At 72.0% G+C, this 15,935-nt stretch carries 16 protein-coding genes; 6 read left to right on the top strand and 10 right to left on the bottom strand.

What is annotated here, in order from left to right:
- Nucleotides 1–135 precede the first annotated feature (135 nt).
- Nucleotides 136–906, top strand: coding sequence for a rhomboid-like protein (locus ABEA24_RS30900; RefSeq protein WP_345434764.1), 771 nt, complete (start codon nt 136–138; stop codon nt 904–906).
- Nucleotides 907–939: 33 nt separating this feature from the next.
- Here ABEA24_RS30900 and ABEA24_RS30895 read toward each other — a convergent pair whose 3' ends face one another.
- Nucleotides 940–1,485, bottom strand: a complete 546-nt coding sequence (locus tag ABEA24_RS30895; protein ID WP_345434762.1) for a hypothetical protein — start codon at nt 1,483–1,485, stop codon at nt 940–942.
- Nucleotides 1,486–1,568: 83 nt separating this feature from the next.
- Between ABEA24_RS30895 and ABEA24_RS30890 the strand changes: the two genes are divergently transcribed.
- Nucleotides 1,569–2,054, top strand: coding sequence for a VOC family protein (locus tag ABEA24_RS30890; RefSeq protein WP_345434760.1), 486 nt, complete (start codon nt 1,569–1,571; stop codon nt 2,052–2,054).
- A 61-nt stretch (nt 2,055–2,115) separates the two neighbouring features.
- Here ABEA24_RS30890 and ABEA24_RS30885 read toward each other — a convergent pair whose 3' ends face one another.
- Together ABEA24_RS30885 and ABEA24_RS30880 are read right to left on the bottom strand one after the other, a co-directional pair.
- Nucleotides 2,116–3,015 (bottom strand): hypothetical protein, encoded by a 900-nt coding sequence (locus ABEA24_RS30885; protein WP_345434758.1) that lies wholly within the window; start codon nt 3,013–3,015, stop codon nt 2,116–2,118.
- Nucleotides 3,012–3,551 carry an RNA polymerase sigma factor gene (locus ABEA24_RS30880; RefSeq protein ID WP_345434756.1) on the bottom strand — a complete coding sequence of 180 codons (540 nt, stop codon included), beginning with the start codon at nt 3,549–3,551 and terminating at the stop codon, nt 3,012–3,014. The genes ABEA24_RS30885 and ABEA24_RS30880 overlap by 4 nt, the downstream gene beginning before the upstream one ends.
- A gap of 227 nt (nt 3,552–3,778) precedes the next feature.
- Here ABEA24_RS30880 and ABEA24_RS30875 point away from each other — a divergent pair, with 227 nt between their 5' ends.
- The 3 genes from ABEA24_RS30875 (at nt 3,779) to ABEA24_RS30865 (ending at nt 6,875) form a co-directional block, all read left to right on the top strand.
- Nucleotides 3,779–4,783, top strand: coding sequence for an SPFH domain-containing protein (locus ABEA24_RS30875; RefSeq protein ID WP_345434754.1), 1,005 nt, complete (start codon nt 3,779–3,781; stop codon nt 4,781–4,783).
- Between the two features lie 10 nt (nt 4,784–4,793).
- Nucleotides 4,794–5,087 carry a hypothetical protein gene (locus ABEA24_RS30870; RefSeq protein ID WP_345434752.1) on the top strand — a complete coding sequence of 98 codons (294 nt, stop codon included), beginning with the start codon at nt 4,794–4,796 and terminating at the stop codon, nt 5,085–5,087.
- Between the two features lie 201 nt (nt 5,088–5,288).
- The gene (locus ABEA24_RS30865) at nt 5,289–6,875 is read left to right on the top strand and encodes an FAD-dependent monooxygenase (protein ID WP_345434750.1); all 1,587 of its coding nucleotides are present in this window, start codon (nt 5,289–5,291) and stop codon (nt 6,873–6,875) included.
- 19 nt (nt 6,876–6,894) lie between these two features.
- Here ABEA24_RS30865 and ABEA24_RS30860 read toward each other — a convergent pair whose 3' ends face one another.
- From ABEA24_RS30860 to ku, 7 genes are all read right to left on the bottom strand, one after another.
- A complete protein-coding gene (locus tag ABEA24_RS30860) occupies nt 6,895–7,209 on the bottom strand; it encodes an MGMT family protein (protein ID WP_345434748.1) in 315 nt (104 codons plus the stop codon).
- Nucleotides 7,199–8,449 (bottom strand): S8 family peptidase, encoded by a 1,251-nt coding sequence (locus ABEA24_RS30855; protein ID WP_345434746.1) that lies wholly within the window; start codon nt 8,447–8,449, stop codon nt 7,199–7,201. Before ABEA24_RS30855 ends, ABEA24_RS30860 begins: the two co-directional genes overlap by 11 nt.
- Nucleotides 8,437–9,258, bottom strand: coding sequence for a hypothetical protein (locus ABEA24_RS30850; protein WP_345434744.1), 822 nt, complete (start codon nt 9,256–9,258; stop codon nt 8,437–8,439). Before ABEA24_RS30850 ends, ABEA24_RS30855 begins: the two co-directional genes overlap by 13 nt.
- A 163-nt stretch (nt 9,259–9,421) precedes the next feature.
- On the bottom strand, nt 9,422–10,600 hold the full coding sequence (gene moeZ / locus ABEA24_RS30845; protein ID WP_345434742.1) for an adenylyltransferase/sulfurtransferase MoeZ: 1,179 nt from the start codon (nt 10,598–10,600) through the stop codon (nt 9,422–9,424).
- Between the two features lie 107 nt (nt 10,601–10,707).
- A complete protein-coding gene (locus tag ABEA24_RS30840) occupies nt 10,708–11,622 on the bottom strand; it encodes an alpha/beta fold hydrolase (RefSeq protein WP_345434740.1) in 915 nt (304 codons plus the stop codon).
- Between the two features lie 364 nt (nt 11,623–11,986).
- The gene (locus tag ABEA24_RS30835; RefSeq protein WP_345434738.1) at nt 11,987–13,459 is read right to left on the bottom strand and encodes a DEAD/DEAH box helicase; all 1,473 of its coding nucleotides are present in this window, start codon (nt 13,457–13,459) and stop codon (nt 11,987–11,989) included.
- 175 nt (nt 13,460–13,634) lie between these two features.
- Nucleotides 13,635–14,576, bottom strand: a complete 942-nt coding sequence (gene ku, locus ABEA24_RS30830; protein WP_345434736.1) for a non-homologous end joining protein Ku — start codon at nt 14,574–14,576, stop codon at nt 13,635–13,637.
- Between the two features lie 252 nt (nt 14,577–14,828).
- Here ku and ligD point away from each other — a divergent pair, with 252 nt between their 5' ends.
- A complete protein-coding gene (ligD, locus tag ABEA24_RS30825) occupies nt 14,829–15,794 on the top strand; it encodes a non-homologous end-joining DNA ligase (protein ID WP_345434734.1) in 966 nt (321 codons plus the stop codon).
- Nucleotides 15,795–15,935: the final 141 nt, after the last annotated feature.

The raw sequence follows: 15,935 nt of genomic DNA, 5'->3' as shown, positions 1-15,935 counted from the left end.
GTCGCCGATGTGGCCGCGTTCGCGGCCCGCCGACGACCCCGCTCCCGGGACGCCGCGCGCCTGCGAGACCCTGGGGCCGGAAGACGGGTTCCGCCGGCGGCACGGCGGTCCGGCGGACGTTCGCGGGAGGCACCGATGATCCTCTTGGTCGCGCTGATCCTGGTGCTGGCCTGGTACTTCCTGTGCTGGCTGAGCCTGCTGGGAGACGGCCCGCGCCGGATCGTGGACCGCCTGTCCCCGTACACGCGATGGCTGCACGCCTGGATCCTGTCGGCGCCCGCGACGTTCACCTACATCGCGATCTTCACCGCGTTCACCCTCGTCCAGCAGACGACGCCGCCGCGCCTGATCGACGTGCTCACCCGCGTGAACAGCACCAGCCTGTCCCGGCTGCGCAACACCCCGATCGCGGTGCTCGCCGACAGCGCCCTGTGGGTCGCGAACCGCGGCGCGGGCCTCTCGCTGTACGTCCTGGTGTTCGCCACGGTGGTCGCCTGGGCGGAACGGCGGTACGGCCCGCCGCGCATCATCCTCATCTGCGTCTCCGGCCACGTCCTCGGCACGCTGCTCACCGCCCTGGTGGAGCTCCACGCGATCGAGTCGGGACGGGCACCGCACCGGCTGGCCCACACCACCGACGTGGGGGTCAGCTACATGATGGTGGCGGGCTGCGTCGCCGCAGTGCTGCTGATGCGCCGCTGGTGGCTCGTCGCCGGCATCACGGCCCTGGCCATCGGAGTGGTCTGGCCGGTGATCTCCAACCACACCATCTGGGCCCTGGGTCACCTGCTCGCCACCCTGTGCGGCCTCCTCGTCGCCGCCCTCGCACGGGTCCTGGGAGGCGTCAGGCCACGTCGCGACCTACGCCCCTGCCTGACGGGGCCGGCCGGCGTCACCACCGAGTGATCGCCGTTGCCGACACCGCGGCGACCGGGTCCGTCACATCCGCGGCGAGGACGGCAGGCCCACCCGGTCGGGGACGACCTTCGGGAGGCCGCGCAGCCACCCGGTGACATCCGCGGGCCACCAGCGACCCGTGGAGAGATGCGCCAGCGCATCGCTCACCGCGGCGACGGACGCGGCCGCGGGAACGACCCGGCTCGGCGCGGTCCCGGCGAGCACGCCCAGCCACCAGTGCCGCCGGGTCGGCGACATTCCCTCCGGGTCCAGGACGACGTAGTAGTCCGGCAGCAGCAGCCGCTCGGCGGCCAGCCCGCCCACCGCGGACTCGATGGCGACTTCGAGACCGCCGTGCGGAGCGGCCTGATCGAAGAAGTCCACCCACGCGTCACGGACGTCGGCGAGCGGATCGGCGTCGTGCACGACGTACGTCGTCCCGGCACCGGCGATGGCCCTGGTCAGCTCGGCGGGTGCCCGGTCCCCCGCGACAAGGGCGCGTACGTTGTGCAGGGCCGCGAGCCCGGACACGACCTTGTCCGCGCCCTCCCCCGCGACCACGACCACGGTGCTGCTCGTCCGCCGCATACGCCGGATTCTAGAGGGGTGTCCGATGGGCGACTCCGGGTAGATCGCTCGATAATGGAAGCTCTCAACGTGTGAGGTGGACGATGGCCGACCTGGCCGCGATCGAGGCGGAGCGGGCGCGGATCCGCGAGGCGTACCTGCGCGCCGACCGGCCGGCCAGCTCGGCGTCCGGCGTGCACCACGTCGCGCTGCTGTCCTCGGACGTCGAACGCACCATCCGCTTCTACCAGGAGCTCCTGGAGTTCCCGCTGACGGAGGTCATCGAGAACCGCGACTACCAAGGCTCGACCCATTTCTTCTTCGACGTCGGCAACGGCAACCTGCTGGCCTTCTTCGACTTCCCCGGCCTCGACCTCGGCCCGTACGCCGAGGTGCTGGGCGGCCTGCACCACATCGCCATCTCGGTCGACCGCCCCACCTGGGAACGCCTGCGCGGCAGGCTCGAGGCCGCCGGCGTCCCGTACCAGGCCGAGAGCGGATCGTCGCTGTACCTCCGCGACCCCGACAGCGCCCGCGTCGAACTGCTCGCCGACCCCCTCGGCGAGATGTACGGCACCAAGGTCCTGTAACCGCCCCGCCACCGGCATCGAGCCGCGCCTGCGGCGACGGGGCGCTACACGGTCGCGCAGGTCACCTTCCACGGTCCGGCCACGGGGCGACGACGAGTTCCACGGTGTTCGGAAAGCGGCCGGTGAACGCGTCGTGGACGTACCAGCCGTCCGGGACCCGCGCCGCCTCGAGGACATGTTCGTCGTAGCTCCAGCCGGCGAAGTTCCGTGGCGGCTCGACACCTGGTCGCTTCCAGGGGGCTTCACCGAAGTAGCGCTGGATCGTGACGTGCCGTTGCCCGGCCATCCGCCGTACGTCGGCGACCGCGTGGTTCCGGAGAGAGAGGCCCTGAAGGGCCTCTCCCCACGCCGTCGGGTCGCCGGCCAAGGCGTAGGGCTCGCCGGGCCGGGCCGCCCGGCCGAAGATGACGGTCACGCGACCGCGCATGCCAACCGGGATGCGCACCCCCGCCTTGCACCACATGTTCCCGCAGCCGCGGGCCCCGTCGATCTCGGTGATCTTCGACGTTCCCGTTCTGCTGCCGTCGTCCACGGAGATCATCGTGCCGGCGAGGCTGGGCGAGGCCGACCTCATCTGCAGATCGACGTCCATGTGATGGGCGGCGAACTCCCGGCGGTACCGCTGCGGATCGGCGTTCGGGTCGATGATCCGGACGTCGACGAAATCGCCGTGCCTGGTGAACGCCAACGCCTGGGCCTCCGCCGGCCCGATGCGGACGGGGCCGATGTGACCGGGCCGCACGGCGGCCAGGGCGAGGACCGCGGCCACCGCGATGGCGGGAACGCCGACGAGCCACCGCCGTCTCGGTGACCGGTGGCGTTCCGCCGCCGGCGCGGGCCGGGTGGCACCGTCGACGATGGCCCGTGAGGTGGTGAACATCTCGACCGGGTCCACGCGCACGCGGGCGGCCGGGTCGTGCGGCGCGATGAGGTCCTTCAACTGCTGGACGTCGTTCTTCATACGAGCCTCTCCTGGTGGGCCGGGCGGCGGTCGGCAGCCGGGAGGAGCTCGGTCCCGAGCGATCGCTGTAGTCGTCTCCGTGCGCGGTGCAGCCGCATCGCGGCGGCGGGCCGGGAACAGCCCGCCACTGCGGCGGCCTGGCGGACGTCCAGTCCTTCCCAGCAGACGAGGAGGACGAGTTCCCGGTCCGTCTCGCTCAGGTCGCTCAGCGCGGCCAAGGCCGTATGGCGAGCGGCGACGGCCGCGGCATGGTCGCGCCCCATACCCTCGCGCACCATCTCCGCACCGAGGGACTCGATGACTTCGGCCCGTCGCCTGTCCCCCCGGATGAGGTTGCGCGTCAGGTTCCGGGCGGTGGCGTAGAGCCAGGGCAGTGGCTGATCGTGCGGGAGGCGGTCGTACTTCTCCCAGGCGATCTTGAACGTCTCGGCCGCTATGTCGGAGGCGTATGTGGGACCGGCCCGCCGCCACGCGTACCGGAGAACCGACTCGTAGTGCTCCTCGAACATGCGGGTGAACGCCTGCTCATCGTCCAAACTCCAGCTCCCGTCGGTAGCCCGGAGCGCTGTCAGCTCCGTCTACCGGGTAGATGTCGCGAACCCCGCCGTTGTCACAGCTCTCTTCGCCGCCATCGCCACCGTCGTCTGCCTTGTCCCGCAGCCCGGCCTGCCGCAGAGCCGTGCGGGCTCCTTTCGGAACCGCGTTCTGGGGCGGCACGTCTTAGTTGCGCGTTTATTCCGTTTCCAGCTTTGCAGGAGTGTCGGTGGCCGGTTCGAAGAAGATTCCACGGCCCTCCGGACGCGTCAGCCGTCCGAAGGCGATCGCCGCGGTGGTGGTGCTCCTCGTCGTCGCGGTGCCGACGCTGAACGGCTTCTTCGGGTCGTTCGAGCGCACCTCCGGAGGTGAGGTGGCGGTCGTCCGCAACGGCGGGATGTTCGACAACAACAAGATCCGCCAGATCATCGACCCCGGGTCGGGCCTGACGTGGATCGGGTGGTGGTCGAACACGCACAAGTACCCCGCGCAGCAGCGGTTCTACACGATCACCTCCGACTCCGGGCGCGGGGACCGGGCGGGCGTGGACGTCGTGACGGTGCCCAGCAGCGACGGCGTCAACATGGGAATCGAGGGCACGCTCTACTTCTCCCTGAACCTCGATCACGCGACGCTGCGGAGGTTCGACGACAAGTTCGGGACCCGGAAGTTCACCGGCGCCGATGGGAAGGCCCGGTACGCCTACGACGGCGACGCGGGCTGGTCCGGGTTCCTCGACCAGATCGTCCGGCCCGTGATCGAGAACGACCTGCGCACCCAGGTGAACACCTTCCGCTGCGCGGAGCTGGTCTCCTCCTGCGCGCTCGTGCAGAACAACTCGGGCGGCAAACAGCAGCAGACGTCCCTGAAGGTGCAGAGCAACAACGCCAACATCGCCAAGGTGCAGCAGGCGATCAACACGAGCCTGGAGCAGGACCTGGAGCAGACGCTCGGGTTCCCCTTCCTGACGAACCTGCACTTCAACCTGGCGCGCATCACGCTGCCCGCCGCGGTGCAGCAGGCCGTGGACAGCGCGCAGGCGGCGTTCGCGAAGGTGACGGAGTCGCAGGCGCAGGTCGCGCAGGCCCAAGCCGAGGCGGCGGCCAACCGGGCCCGCCAGGAGGGCTACAACAAGTGCCCGACGTGCGCCGACATCGAGAAGCTGAAGGCGCTGCCCAAGGGCATCACGGTGTACGCCCCGGGGAACGACCGGGTGGCGATCCCGACCCGATAGGAGGCTCTTGATGCGCGTCCTGGCACTCCCGGCCGTACTCCTGCTCGCGGTCCTGCTGGCCGCGCTCCTCGTGGCCGCCTTCCGCCGCCCCGATCCGGATCGGGGGCCGCGCTGGGAGGCCGCGACGGAGCTGCGGGACGGCGTCACCGTCGTCCTCGTCCGGCAGGTCGCCGGCGGGCGGGAGCTGGGCCGTCAGGTCGTCGCCGAGATCCCGGCGGACGCCCCCGACTGGGAGACGCGCTACCACGAGGCCATGGCGGCCGCCCGGTCCCGGGCGGCCGCCCTCCGCAGCGAGGCCGACTGAGCACGGCGCCGCCCGCCGCCCTTCGCCCGCCGATGGCTCATCCGCCGGCCCTCCGACAGGAGAGGCCGGCGTTTTCTCGTTCACCATAAGGTACGGTACGTACCGTACCTTTTTGGGCATCCCTCGCCTGCCGCCGGTCTTTCGCCGGACCGGGGTCATGGGCGAAGGCCGCCCGCTTTCCCCGCGTGAAGGAGAACCCGGATGTCCATCGAAGTCGTCATCGTCGGCGGCGGTCCCACCGGGCTGATGGCCGCCTGTGAGCTGAGTCTGGCCGGGGTCCGCCCTATGGTGCTGGAGCTCCTGCCGGAGGCGAGCCTGGAGCCGAAGGCGAACGGGCTGCTCGGCCAGGTGGTGCGGACGGTCGACCACCGCGGCCTGTACGAGCCGCTGTCGGGACGGCCGGGACCGCCGCGGCCGAACCCCGCCTTCATGTTCGCCGCGCTGCCCCTGGACCTGAGCGTGCTGGAGGGCCACTCGGTCTACGGCCTGCCGGTCACGCAGCACCGCCTCGTGCAGGTGCTCGAGGAGCGCGCCGCCGAACTCGGCGTGGACGTCCGGCGCGGGCACCGGCTCGTCGGGCTGGCTCAGGACGACGACGCGGTCACCGCCGACGTGGCGGGCCCGGACGGGGCCTACCAGGTGCGGGCGCGGTATCTGGTCGGCGCGGACGGGGCGCACAGCGCCATCCGCAAGCTGGCCGGCATCGACTTCCCCGGCATCACCTACGACCGGGTGACCACCCGGACGGCCCACGCCACCGTTCCGGCCGCGTGGGTGGACCCGGCGACCGGCGGACTCGACATCCCCGGCTACGGCGCGGTCCCGCCGTTCCTGGCCCACCGGACCGACCACGGGACGTTCTCCTACGCGCCGTTGCCCGGGCACCCGCCTCTGGTCAGCACCGCGGAATGGGACCGGCCCGAGTCCGACGCTCTGATGAGCCTGGACGAGCTGTGCGCGAGCATCCGCCGCGTCCTGGGCGTCGACGTGCCGCTCGGCGCGCCCGCCGGCCCGGGACCGCACGTGCTGCGCCGGTTGAACGGCGGCCACAACCGCGTCGCCACCCGTTTCCGCGACCGCCGCGTCTTCCTCGTCGGCGACGCCGCCCACATCGACACCGCCGGAGGCTCGGGGCTCAACCTCGGCCTGCAGGACGCGGTCAACCTCGGCTGGAAGCTCGCCGCCGAGATCCGCGGCGAGGCCCCGGAGGGGCTGCTGGACACGTACGAGAGCGAGCGGTGGCCCGCGTGCGAGCGCATGATCATGGCGGGTCAGGCCCAGGGCGCGCTGGCCGCCCCGGGCGATGACGTCACCGCGCTGCGCGGACTGTTCGCCGAACTGCTGCGCGATCCGGGCGCCGTGGGCCGCATCGCCGGTCTCATCGCCGGCGACGACGTCGCTTATGACATGGGCGGTCCGGCATCCCACCCGCTCGTGGGCCGGCTCGTTCCCGACCTCGACCTGCACACCCCCGACGGGACGGTACGGCCGGCCGAACTGACCAGAGCCGCGCGGCCCCTGCTGGTGGACCTGACCGAGAACGCGTCGGCGGCCCGGACGCTGGCAGACCGGCGGACCCGGATCGATGTCGTCACCGGCTCCCCCTCGGGCTCCCGGGCCACCGTGCTGCTGCTGCGGCCGGACTGCCATGTGGCGTGGGCGTCGGATTCCGCCGATCTCGGCTCCGAGGAGATGAACGCGCTGAGGGCCGCCGCGCAGCGATGGTTCGGCGCCGTCGAACCCTCGGAGAAGGCCGACGGCCTCTCGCCCGCGGCCCCCGCCCGTTGATCAACAGGCCCGCAGGCGGTCAGCCGGCCTCGGCGGCGTCGCCGGTCCAGCGGGCGAGGCGCATGTCGACGCGGGTGCCGCGCAGCGGCGTGCCCTCGGCGCGGTAGTGCTGCAGGGCACGCTGTTCGTGGCCGGGCAGGAATGAGCCGTCGGCCCGGATGACGCGCCACCAGGGCACGCCGCCGCCCCACAGGGCCATCACCCGGCCGACCTGCCGTGGCCCGCCCTCGCCCAGGAACTCGGCGATGTCGCCGTACGCCATGACGCGGCCGGGCGGGATGCGCTCGACGACGTCGAGGACGCGTTCGGCGAAGTCCGTGGGGTCACCCCGCACCGTCGCCCCCTGACCGCCACGCCGCACCGTCAGTCTCTGATCGCCACCCTGCGTCGTCGGCCTCCGACTGCTGCCGGGCCCGGACGCGCCGGACGTACAGGACGGTGGTCGTCAGGGCCCCGGCGAACCCGAAGATCGCGGCCACGCCGATCCAGCCGCCCAGGATGACCATGCCGGGGGGATGCCGCTCGACCTGCACCGGCTGCATCGGCCCGTCGTCGAACCGGCCGTTCTTGCCGCCTCCGGTGAGCTGGTAGCCCTGCAGCCGGTCCGCGGCGGCCAGCGCGGCCGCGGCGTTGACCTCGCCGAAGCCGACCTCCGCGTCGTACCCGGCGGCCGGACGGCCCTTGGTGCTCGCGGTGATCGCCTGGGCGACGAGCGCGGGCGGCATGCCGTGGTAGCGGGACCTGATCAGCGCGACGACGCCCGAGACCAGCGCCCCCGCCTGGCTCGTGCCCTCGCCGATCCAGTAGCTGTTGCCGGGACCGGCGCCGACGACGTCGGCGCCGGGCGCCGCGACCTGGACGCTCGCGTTGCGGTCGGAGAACTTCGCCGGGGTGCCGCGGCGCGTCATCGCCGCGACCGAGATCACGCCCGGGAAGGCGGCAGGGTAGGACAACCGGGTGAACCCGTCCTTGTCGACCTTGCGGTCGCCGTCGTTGCCGGCCGAGGCGACCACGACGACGCCCTTGGAGATCGCGTAGGCGATGGCGGCGCGCTCCTCACGGCCGGCGCTCGGCCCGCCGAGGGACATGTTGATCACATCGGCGCCGTGATCCGCCGCGTACCGGACCGCCTTGGGCAGCGCCGAGCGGTATTCCGGGCTGTCGCGGAACGACTTGTACCCCTTCTCGCTCGGGTCGGCGATCACCCGCAGGGACTGCAGGCGCGCCTCGGGGGCCACCCCGATCACCCCGGCGTTCGAACCGTGCCCGTGCCCGGCGATCAGGGAGGCCATCCAGGTGCCGTGGAGCCGGCCCGCGTCGGGCGCCACGGCGCTGATGAAGTCGGGGCCCTCGCTCACGGTGCCGGTGAGGTCCCGATGGGATCCGTCGACACCGGTGTCCAGGACGGCGACGGTGACGCCCTTGCCCTTGGTCGTGTTCCAGGCCTGCGGCGCGCCCACGGCGTCGAGGACCCACTGCTCGCGGTCGCGTACGGCGTCGGCGCGCCCCGTGGCGGGAAGCAGGGCCACCGTCAGCGCCGCGGCGGCCGCCACCGCCGCCCTCAGCACTTCCACTCTCGCTTCTCGGAGCAGTCGGGCTGCACGGGCAGCGCCAGCGAACCGGCGATGTTGCGGCCGACCTCCGGCGCGAGCAGGAACCAGCCGCTGTGCGGCTTGGCGACGGCGGAGGCGGGCCGGCCGTCGGTCTGCCCGGCCACCGTGAGCACGACGTACGGCCCGGCCCGGCCCGTGGCGGCGAACTGCCGCGCCGGGTCGGCGAACCGGGCGGCGATCGTCCGCGGGAACGCCAGGGCGTGCAGGAACGGACCCGGCTTGGCGGGGTCCGGCGGCGCGAGGGCCTCGCCGGCCAGGCCGGCGGCCCGCTCGTCGTCCAGGGCGGCGATCCCCACGGTGAGGACGATGCCCTGCATCTGGTCGACGTAGGTGGCCCGCAGCAGCGCGCGGCAGCCGTACTTGACGAGGACGGCGGCGGGGGCGGGGTCGATGCCGGTGGCGCACCCCTTCTCGGGGGCGATGCCGACCCGGCTCGCGTGCTCGATCCCGCCCTGCTCGGAGGTGTACGGGACGGAGGCCGGGAAGATCTTCTCGGCCGGCCAGGTGCGCCAGCGGTTCTGGACCTCCTCGCCGGCCGCGCGGTACAGCTCCCACTGGGTCGGCTTGCGGTGGAACTCCCAGTAGACCCGGGCGGTGGACAGGACTCCGACGACGAGATAGCCGACCGTGGTCACCACCGCCACCACCAGCCACAGGCGGCGACGGGCGTACCAGGGCACCGGCTCGGGCGGGGGCTCGTCCGGCGCGGGCCATGCCCCCCATCCGCCGGGCCCGGTCGTCGGCCAGCTCGGATCGGAGGTTCGCGCCATATCTGAAAAGGTTACTGGGCCATCCCTCGCATCTGGTCAGAACCGAGACGTGGGTGGCCCAGTGAGACGTAAGGGAACGCCCCGGGAGGCGGGGACGCCGCCGGAGCGTTCCATCGGCCGGAGATCGGCCCGGTCTCCGGGCGGCGCCGCCGCCTCGCAGAGATCAGTACGTCGGCTTGGCCGGCTCGATCTGGCTGACCCAGGACAGCACCCCGCCGCCGAGGTGAACGGCGTCGGAGAAACCGGCGTTCTTGACGATCGCCAGGCACTCGGCGCTGCGGGCACCGGACTTGCAGTGCAGCACGATCCGCTTGTCCTGGGGCAGCCGCTCGAGGGCCGCGCCGGACAGGAACTCGCCCTTCGGGATGAGCGTGGCGCCGGGGATGTTGACGATCTCGTACTCGTTCGGCTCGCGGACGTCGACCAGGAAGATGTCGCCCGTGTCGAGCAGGTCCTTCAGCTCGGTCGCCGTGATCGTGGAGTCCTTGACCGCGTCCGCGGCCTCGTCGGAGATCGCGCCGCAGAACGCCTCGTAGTCCTCGAGGAGCTCGGTGATCGTGGGGTTCTTGCCGCACAGCGGGCATTCGGGGTCCTTGCGGACCTTGACGCTCCGGTAGGTCATCTCCAGGGCGTCGTAGATCATCAGGCGCCCGACGAGCGGCTCGCCGATCCCGGTGATCAGCTTGATCGCCTCGTTCACCTGGATCGAGCCGATCGACGCGCACAGCACGCCCAGCACGCCGCCCTCGGCGCACGACGGCACCATGCCGGGAGGCGGCGGCTCGGGGTAGAGGCAGCGGTAGCAGGGGCCGTGCTCGGCCCAGAAGACCGACGCCTGACCGTCGAAGCGGTAGATCGAGCCCCAGACGTACGGCTTGCCGAGCAGCACGGCCGCGTCGTTGACCATGTAGCGCGTGGCGAAGTTGTCGGTGCCGTCGACGATCAGGTCGTAGCCGCTGAAGATGTCCATGACGTTGTCGTTGGACAGCGCCTCGTTGTGGACGATCACGTTGATCAGCGGGTTGATCTCGCGGACCGAGGCGGCGGCCGACTCGGCCTTGGGCCGGCCGACGTCGGACTGCCCGTGGATGATCTGGCGCTGCAGGTTGGACTCGTCGACGATGTCGAAGTCGATGACGCCGAGGGTGCCCACGCCGGCGGCGGCGAGGTAGAGCAGGGCCGGGGAGCCGAGACCGCCCGCGCCCACGCACAGCACCTTGGCGTTCTTCAGCCGCTTCTGCCCGGCCATCCCGACGTCCGGGATGATCAGGTGACGCGAGTAGCGCCGGACCTCGTCGACGGAGAGCTCGCTCGCGGGCTCTACCAGGGGTGGCAACGACACGGTTGTCTCCTGCGCGTGGCTGGGTTTCGGTGCGGACGCCGTCGTCCTGAACTGATGACAACTCTGTCATGCCCGTCCGCATTCCCGCGGAACGCCCGATCCCGGGATCAGCCCGCGGCGATGTCGGGCAGGCGCAGGTGGGCGTCGTCCAGCATCGCCCGGAACTCCCGCGCCACGGCCTCGGGCCGCTCCAGCTGCGCGACGTGGCCCACGTCGGGCAGCACGACCACGCGGGAGCGCTTGAACACCCGGCCCGCGCGTGCCGCCATGCGCGGGTCGACGAGCCGGTCGTGCCGGCCGTAGATCACCAGCGTCGGCGCGATGACGCGCGCGGCGTAGCGCCACAGCGAACGCCGCATGTAGGCGGTGACGATGGCGCGCGACGACGCGATCAGCGCCTCGGCGTTGTGGGTCAGCTCGTCCCGGCGGCGCATGTCCTCGACGAGTTCCATCACCCGGTCGGGATGCACGCTGGTGGGGTCGGCAAAGGTCATCTCCAGCGTGTCCTGCACCCGCTCTTCGACGGGCAGCGCGGCCAGCCGCCGGATCGCCCACGGCCCCACTCCGGGCATGGTGGCGGCCAGGATCCGCGCGGGACCGTACCTCGGCCGCAGGTCGGGCAGCGCGGGCGAGATCAGGGTGATGGTGCGCACCAGGTCGGGACGGGTGCCCGCGAGGCGGGTCGCGATGGCCCCGCCGAGGGAGTTGCCGAACAGGTGGACCGGGCCCCGGCCGCGTTTCTCGATCAGCCGCGCGACGGCGAGGGTGTGGGCGTCGACGGAGTAGTCGCGGTCGGGCGGCGGCGGCGAGTGGCCGAACCCGGGCAGGTCGACGGCGTCTCCGGCGACCTCGTCGGACAACAGCCCCATGAGGTCGGTCCAGTTGGCCGAGGAGCCCGCCAGTCCGTGCACGAACAGGCCCGGCTCGGCGTCGGCGCGGCCGGAGGGCGCCGTGCGCACGAACACCTCGCGGTCGCCCAGCCGGAGCAGCTCACCCGGCCACTGCGGGATCGGTGTGGTCATCCTGCACGCGGCGTGGAGACTCCGGCCGTCAGGTCGGAGAGGAGCCGCCGCTGCCTCCTCTCTGCTGCCCTCCTGCGCGAGGAGTGGAAATCTCCCGCCGCGTGGCGGGAGAAGGTCAAATCACTTTGAACGATACCCGCGGCCGATCGGGGTCCTCGCCCGAGTTGACCGGACCTTGGCGAACGAGGCCCCGCACCGTGCTCGGTGCGGGGCCTCGTTCGCGTTGCGGTATCGGCCTTCGTGAGCGTCCTCAGTACGGGGCCTCGGGACCGGGCCTCGTGAGCATTCTCACTGCGGGACCTCGCCGGCGGACGCCTCCGGTCCGCGCGCCGTCTCCGGGCGCGGACGGAGGTCGCCGTGCCGGTCAGGCGCCGGCACGGCTCCCGTCATGGCGTACGGCCCCGCTCCGGGCACCCCCGGGACGGGCGTCCCGCCGCTGCCGGGCGCCGTCGCGGCGCTCCCCGTGGCGGGCCTCACGGCGTTCGCCGTCGCGGTGCTCGCCCTGGCGCGCCTCGCGGTGCTCGCCATCGAAGCGGCCGCCCTGCCGGGAGTTCCCGCGGCTCTCGAACCGCCCGCCGGGGCGCCGTTCGCGACGGCCGCCCGGACGCGAGCCGCGACGCTGGGGCCGCGGCTCGGGGTCGGGCTCGACCGGGATGCCGCTCGGCGGCTGCGCCCCGGTGATCCGGACGAGCGCGTCGTCGCCGGCGCTGACCTTGGACCGCAGCGCGCGCACGCCGGCCCGCCGCATCATGCGCTCGGTGTTGCGCACCTCGTTGTGGGCCACCAGCGTGGCGACGGTGCCGCGCTCGCCGGCCCGGGCGGTGCGGCCCGCGCGGTGCAGGTAGTCCTTGTGGTCCGCGGCCGGGTCGACGTGCACGACGAGGCTCACGTCGTCGACGTGGATGCCGCGGGCGGCCACGTCGGTGGCGATCAGCACCCCGACCTTGCCCTCACGGAAGTCCGCCAGGGTGCGGGTGCGGGCCGACTGGGTCTTGCCGCCGTGCAGGGCGCCCGCGCGGACGCCGACGCGGGCCAGCTTCTTGGCCAGCGCGTCCACGCCGTGCTTGGTGCGGACGAACATGATCGTACGGCCCTCGCGGCCGGCGACCTCGGCGATGACCTCCTGCTTGTCGGCGCGGTCCACGATGAACAGGTGGTGGTCCATGGTCTCCACCGGCGCGGCGGCCGGGGCGATCGAGTGGGTCACCGGGTCGTGCAGGTAACGGCGCACGAGCTTGTCGACGTCGCCGTCGAGGGTGGCCGAGAACAGCATCCGCTGCCCGTCGGACGGGATCATGTCGAGCAGTTTGGAGACCGCCGGCAGGAAGCCGAGGTCGCACATGTGGTCGGCCTCGTCGAGGACGGTGATCCGCACGTCCGCGAGGGAGCAGGCGCCGCGCTCGATGAGGTCGGTGAGCCGTCCGGGCGTGGCGACCAGCAGGTCGACGCCGCGCTGCAGCGCCTGGATCTGCTTCGGCATCGACATGCCGCCGACGACGGTCTTGGTGTGCAGCCCGAGGCTGCGGCCGAGCGGGCCCAGGGCGTCCTGGACCTGCATGGCGAGTTCACGAGTGGGGACGAGGATGAGCGCGCGCGGCCGCTTGGGAGCGGCCTGCTCGCCGGCGATCCCGGCCAGCACCGGCAGGCCGAACGCGAGCGTCTTGCCCGATCCGGTCTGGCCGCGCCCGAGCACGTCCCGCCCGGCGATGGCGTCGGGGAGACAGGCGGCCTGGATGGGGAACGGCGCGGTGATGCCGCGGCGTTCGAGCGCCGACACCAGAGGTGCCGGCAGGCCGAGCTCGGCGAAAGTGGGCAGGGTCGACGAAACGTCAGTCAAGAAAGAACCTCTCGGAAATGGCCCGCCTCGAGAGGTTCCGCAAAGTGGGGGATTGCGGACTCCAAGCCGGCCGTCGGCGCGAGAACACGCCTGAACAGGAATCACAGAGCTTACAGGGGGTCCCAACACGCCCCGGGGATGGTTCATTCCCGACCCTGCAGCTTCTCCTCTCGGGTCAGGCGGTCTTACGGGTGCCGGTCTTCGCCTTGGGCTTGGACTTGGTGTCGGCGGTCTTCTCCGCCGCGCCGCTCTTCGCCGCGCCCGTCTTCGCCGCGCCGGTCTTGGCCGTCCCGCGTCCGCTCTTCGCGGCCGCCTTGCGCGGCTCGCCGTCGCCCTTGTCGGCGCGGCCCTTCTTCGCCGCCTCCACACTGGCCCGCAGCGCGCTGAGCAGGTCGGCCGCCGCTGGGACCTCCTCTTCGGCCTCGGGCGCGACGACCTCCCTGCCCTCGACCTTCGCCTCGATGACCGCCTCCAGGGCCTCGCGGTACCGGTCGTTGTAGTCGGCCGGCTCGAAGTCGCCCGTCATGGTGTCGATCAGCGAGGCGGCCATCTGGAGCTCCTGCGCGCGGACGTCGACGTCCTCCTCGAGGAACGGGAAGTCGGCCTCGCGGATCTCGTCCGGCCACAGCATCGTCTCGAGCACGAACACGCCGTCCCGTACCCGCAGCGTGGCGAGCGACTCGCGCTGCCGGAGCGCCACCTTGACCACGGCCACCTTGCCGGAGTCCTCCAGGGCGTCGCGCAGCAGGATGTACGGCTTGACGCCCTGCGCGTCCGGCTCCAGGTAGTAGGTCTTGTTGAAGTAGATGGGGTCGACCTGCTCCTCCGGCGTGAACTGCAGGACGTCGATGCGGCGGCTGGTCGACAGCGGAAGCTCGGCGAAGTCCTCGTCGGTCAGGACGACGATCTCCCCGGTCGCCAGTTCGTACCCCTTGGCGATGTCGGAGTACGGGACCTCTTCGCCGTCCTTGGTGCACACGCGCTTGTACCGGATCCGGCCCGCGTCCTCTCGGTGGACCTGGTGGAAGGCCACGTCGCGCTGCTCGGTGGCGGAATAGAGCTTCACCGGGATCGTGACCAGCCCGAATGAGATCGCGCCCTTCCAGATGCTGCGCATGAGGTGTCCTTACCCTCCGGCGTGTCGATCCACCTGCACCGACGCCCCGAAATGCGATCGATCCGAATGTACGTCCGGCTCCGCGCCGTCCGTGTCGTGAAACCTTGCCGTCGCGTCTCCTCCACGAAACCACAGCCCTTCCCGGAGGAACACGGCCGGTCTCGGCCGGGCGATGAATGATCGGCGAATCCGGGGCCGCCCGTGGCGTCAGGGACGGGCCGGATGGGCAGAAAAGATCGTATGGGTGACCCCATGCCCTCCAATGTCCAGCCGATGCTCGCGTCCCCGGGCGAGCTGCCGGACGACGCCGACCGCTGGGGCCTGGAGCTCAAGTGGGACGGCGTACGCGCGATGGTGTACGTATCCGGCGGGCGGGTGCGCGCCGTCGGCCGCCGCGGCCTCGACGCGACCCACCGCTACCCCGAGCTGCAGGCCCTCGCCGATCTCCTGCCCGGCCAGACGGCCGTCGTCGACGGCGAGGTCGTCGCCTTCGACGAACGCGGCCTGCCGAGCTTCCAGCGGCTGCAGCACCGGATGCACGTCGACCGCCCGGACGCCCGGCTGATCCGCCGGGTCCCGGTCCACTTCGTCGCCTTCGACCTGACGTATCTGGACGGTCATCTGCTGTACGACGTGCCGTACCGCGACCGGCGCGTCCTGCTCGACGAGCTCGAACTGGCCGCCGGGCCGATCGAGGCCCCGCCGTACCTGCCCGGCTCGGCCGTCGACCAGGTCCAGGAGCTCCTCGACTACACGAAGGAACAGGGCCTGGAGGGTCTGATCGCCAAGCGGCTCGACTCGCCGTACCGCCCGGGCCGGCGGGTGGACTACTGGCGGAAGATCAAGAACTTCCGCACCCAGGACGTCGTCATCGGCGGCTGGAAGGAGGGCCAGGGCCGCCGAGAGGGCGGCGTGGGGTCCCTGCTGCTCGGCGTCTACGAGGACGGCGGCCTGCGGTTCGTCGGGCACGTAGGCACCGGGTTCACGGACGCGGCGCTGGACGACCTGCACAAGATCCTCACCCCGCTGGAGCGGTCCGCCAGCCCGTACGCCGTCGAGGTCCCCCGGGAGTACGCCCGCACGGCGCACTGGGTGGAGCCCTGGCTCGTGGGCGAGGTGGAGTTCTCCCGCTGGACCCTGGACGGAATGCTGCTCCACGCGTCCTGGCGCGGGCTGCGCCCCGACCTGAACCCCGAAGAGGTCCACCCGGAGCCCTGAGAAGAGATCCGCGGGAGACCGGCCGCACGCCGAGGCGTGGTTGAAACCCACGATGTCGGGGAGGTCGCCCCTGAACGAGCCGGGAGGTCGGTCGGGGCCGGTTGGTCGGGAAAGAGCCGGGAGGTCGGTCGGGGTTGGTTG

This window comes from Actinoallomurus vinaceus, assembly GCF_039542055.1.
In the GTDB taxonomy this organism is placed as follows: domain Bacteria; phylum Actinomycetota; class Actinomycetes; order Streptosporangiales; family Streptosporangiaceae; genus Actinoallomurus; species Actinoallomurus vinaceus.
The sequence above is the reverse complement of the archived record's forward strand: the minus strand, read 5'-3'. Positions and strand labels throughout refer to the sequence as shown.

Excerpts from the sequence above, each read along its gene's own strand:
- ABEA24_RS30885 (WP_345434758.1), bottom strand. The coding sequence starts at position 3,015 with ATGAAGAACGACGTCCAGCAGTTGAAGGACCTCATCGCGCCGCACGAC.
- ABEA24_RS30865 (WP_345434750.1), top strand. The coding sequence starts at position 5,289 with ATGTCCATCGAAGTCGTCATCGTCGGCGGCGGTCCCACCGGGCTGATG.
- ABEA24_RS30840 (WP_345434740.1), bottom strand. The coding sequence starts at position 11,622 with ATGACCACACCGATCCCGCAGTGGCCGGGTGAGCTGCTCCGGCTGGGC.
- ABEA24_RS30850 (WP_345434744.1), bottom strand. The coding sequence starts at position 9,258 with ATGGCGCGAACCTCCGATCCGAGCTGGCCGACGACCGGGCCCGGCGGA.
- ku (WP_345434736.1), bottom strand. The coding sequence starts at position 14,576 with ATGCGCAGCATCTGGAAGGGCGCGATCTCATTCGGGCTGGTCACGATC.
- ABEA24_RS30895 (WP_345434762.1), bottom strand. The coding sequence starts at position 1,485 with ATGCGGCGGACGAGCAGCACCGTGGTCGTGGTCGCGGGGGAGGGCGCG.
- ligD (WP_345434734.1), top strand. The coding sequence starts at position 14,829 with ATGCCCTCCAATGTCCAGCCGATGCTCGCGTCCCCGGGCGAGCTGCCG.
- ABEA24_RS30900 (WP_345434764.1), top strand. The coding sequence starts at position 136 with ATGATCCTCTTGGTCGCGCTGATCCTGGTGCTGGCCTGGTACTTCCTG.
- ABEA24_RS30890 (WP_345434760.1), top strand. The coding sequence starts at position 1,569 with ATGGCCGACCTGGCCGCGATCGAGGCGGAGCGGGCGCGGATCCGCGAG.
- ABEA24_RS30870 (WP_345434752.1), top strand. The coding sequence starts at position 4,794 with ATGCGCGTCCTGGCACTCCCGGCCGTACTCCTGCTCGCGGTCCTGCTG.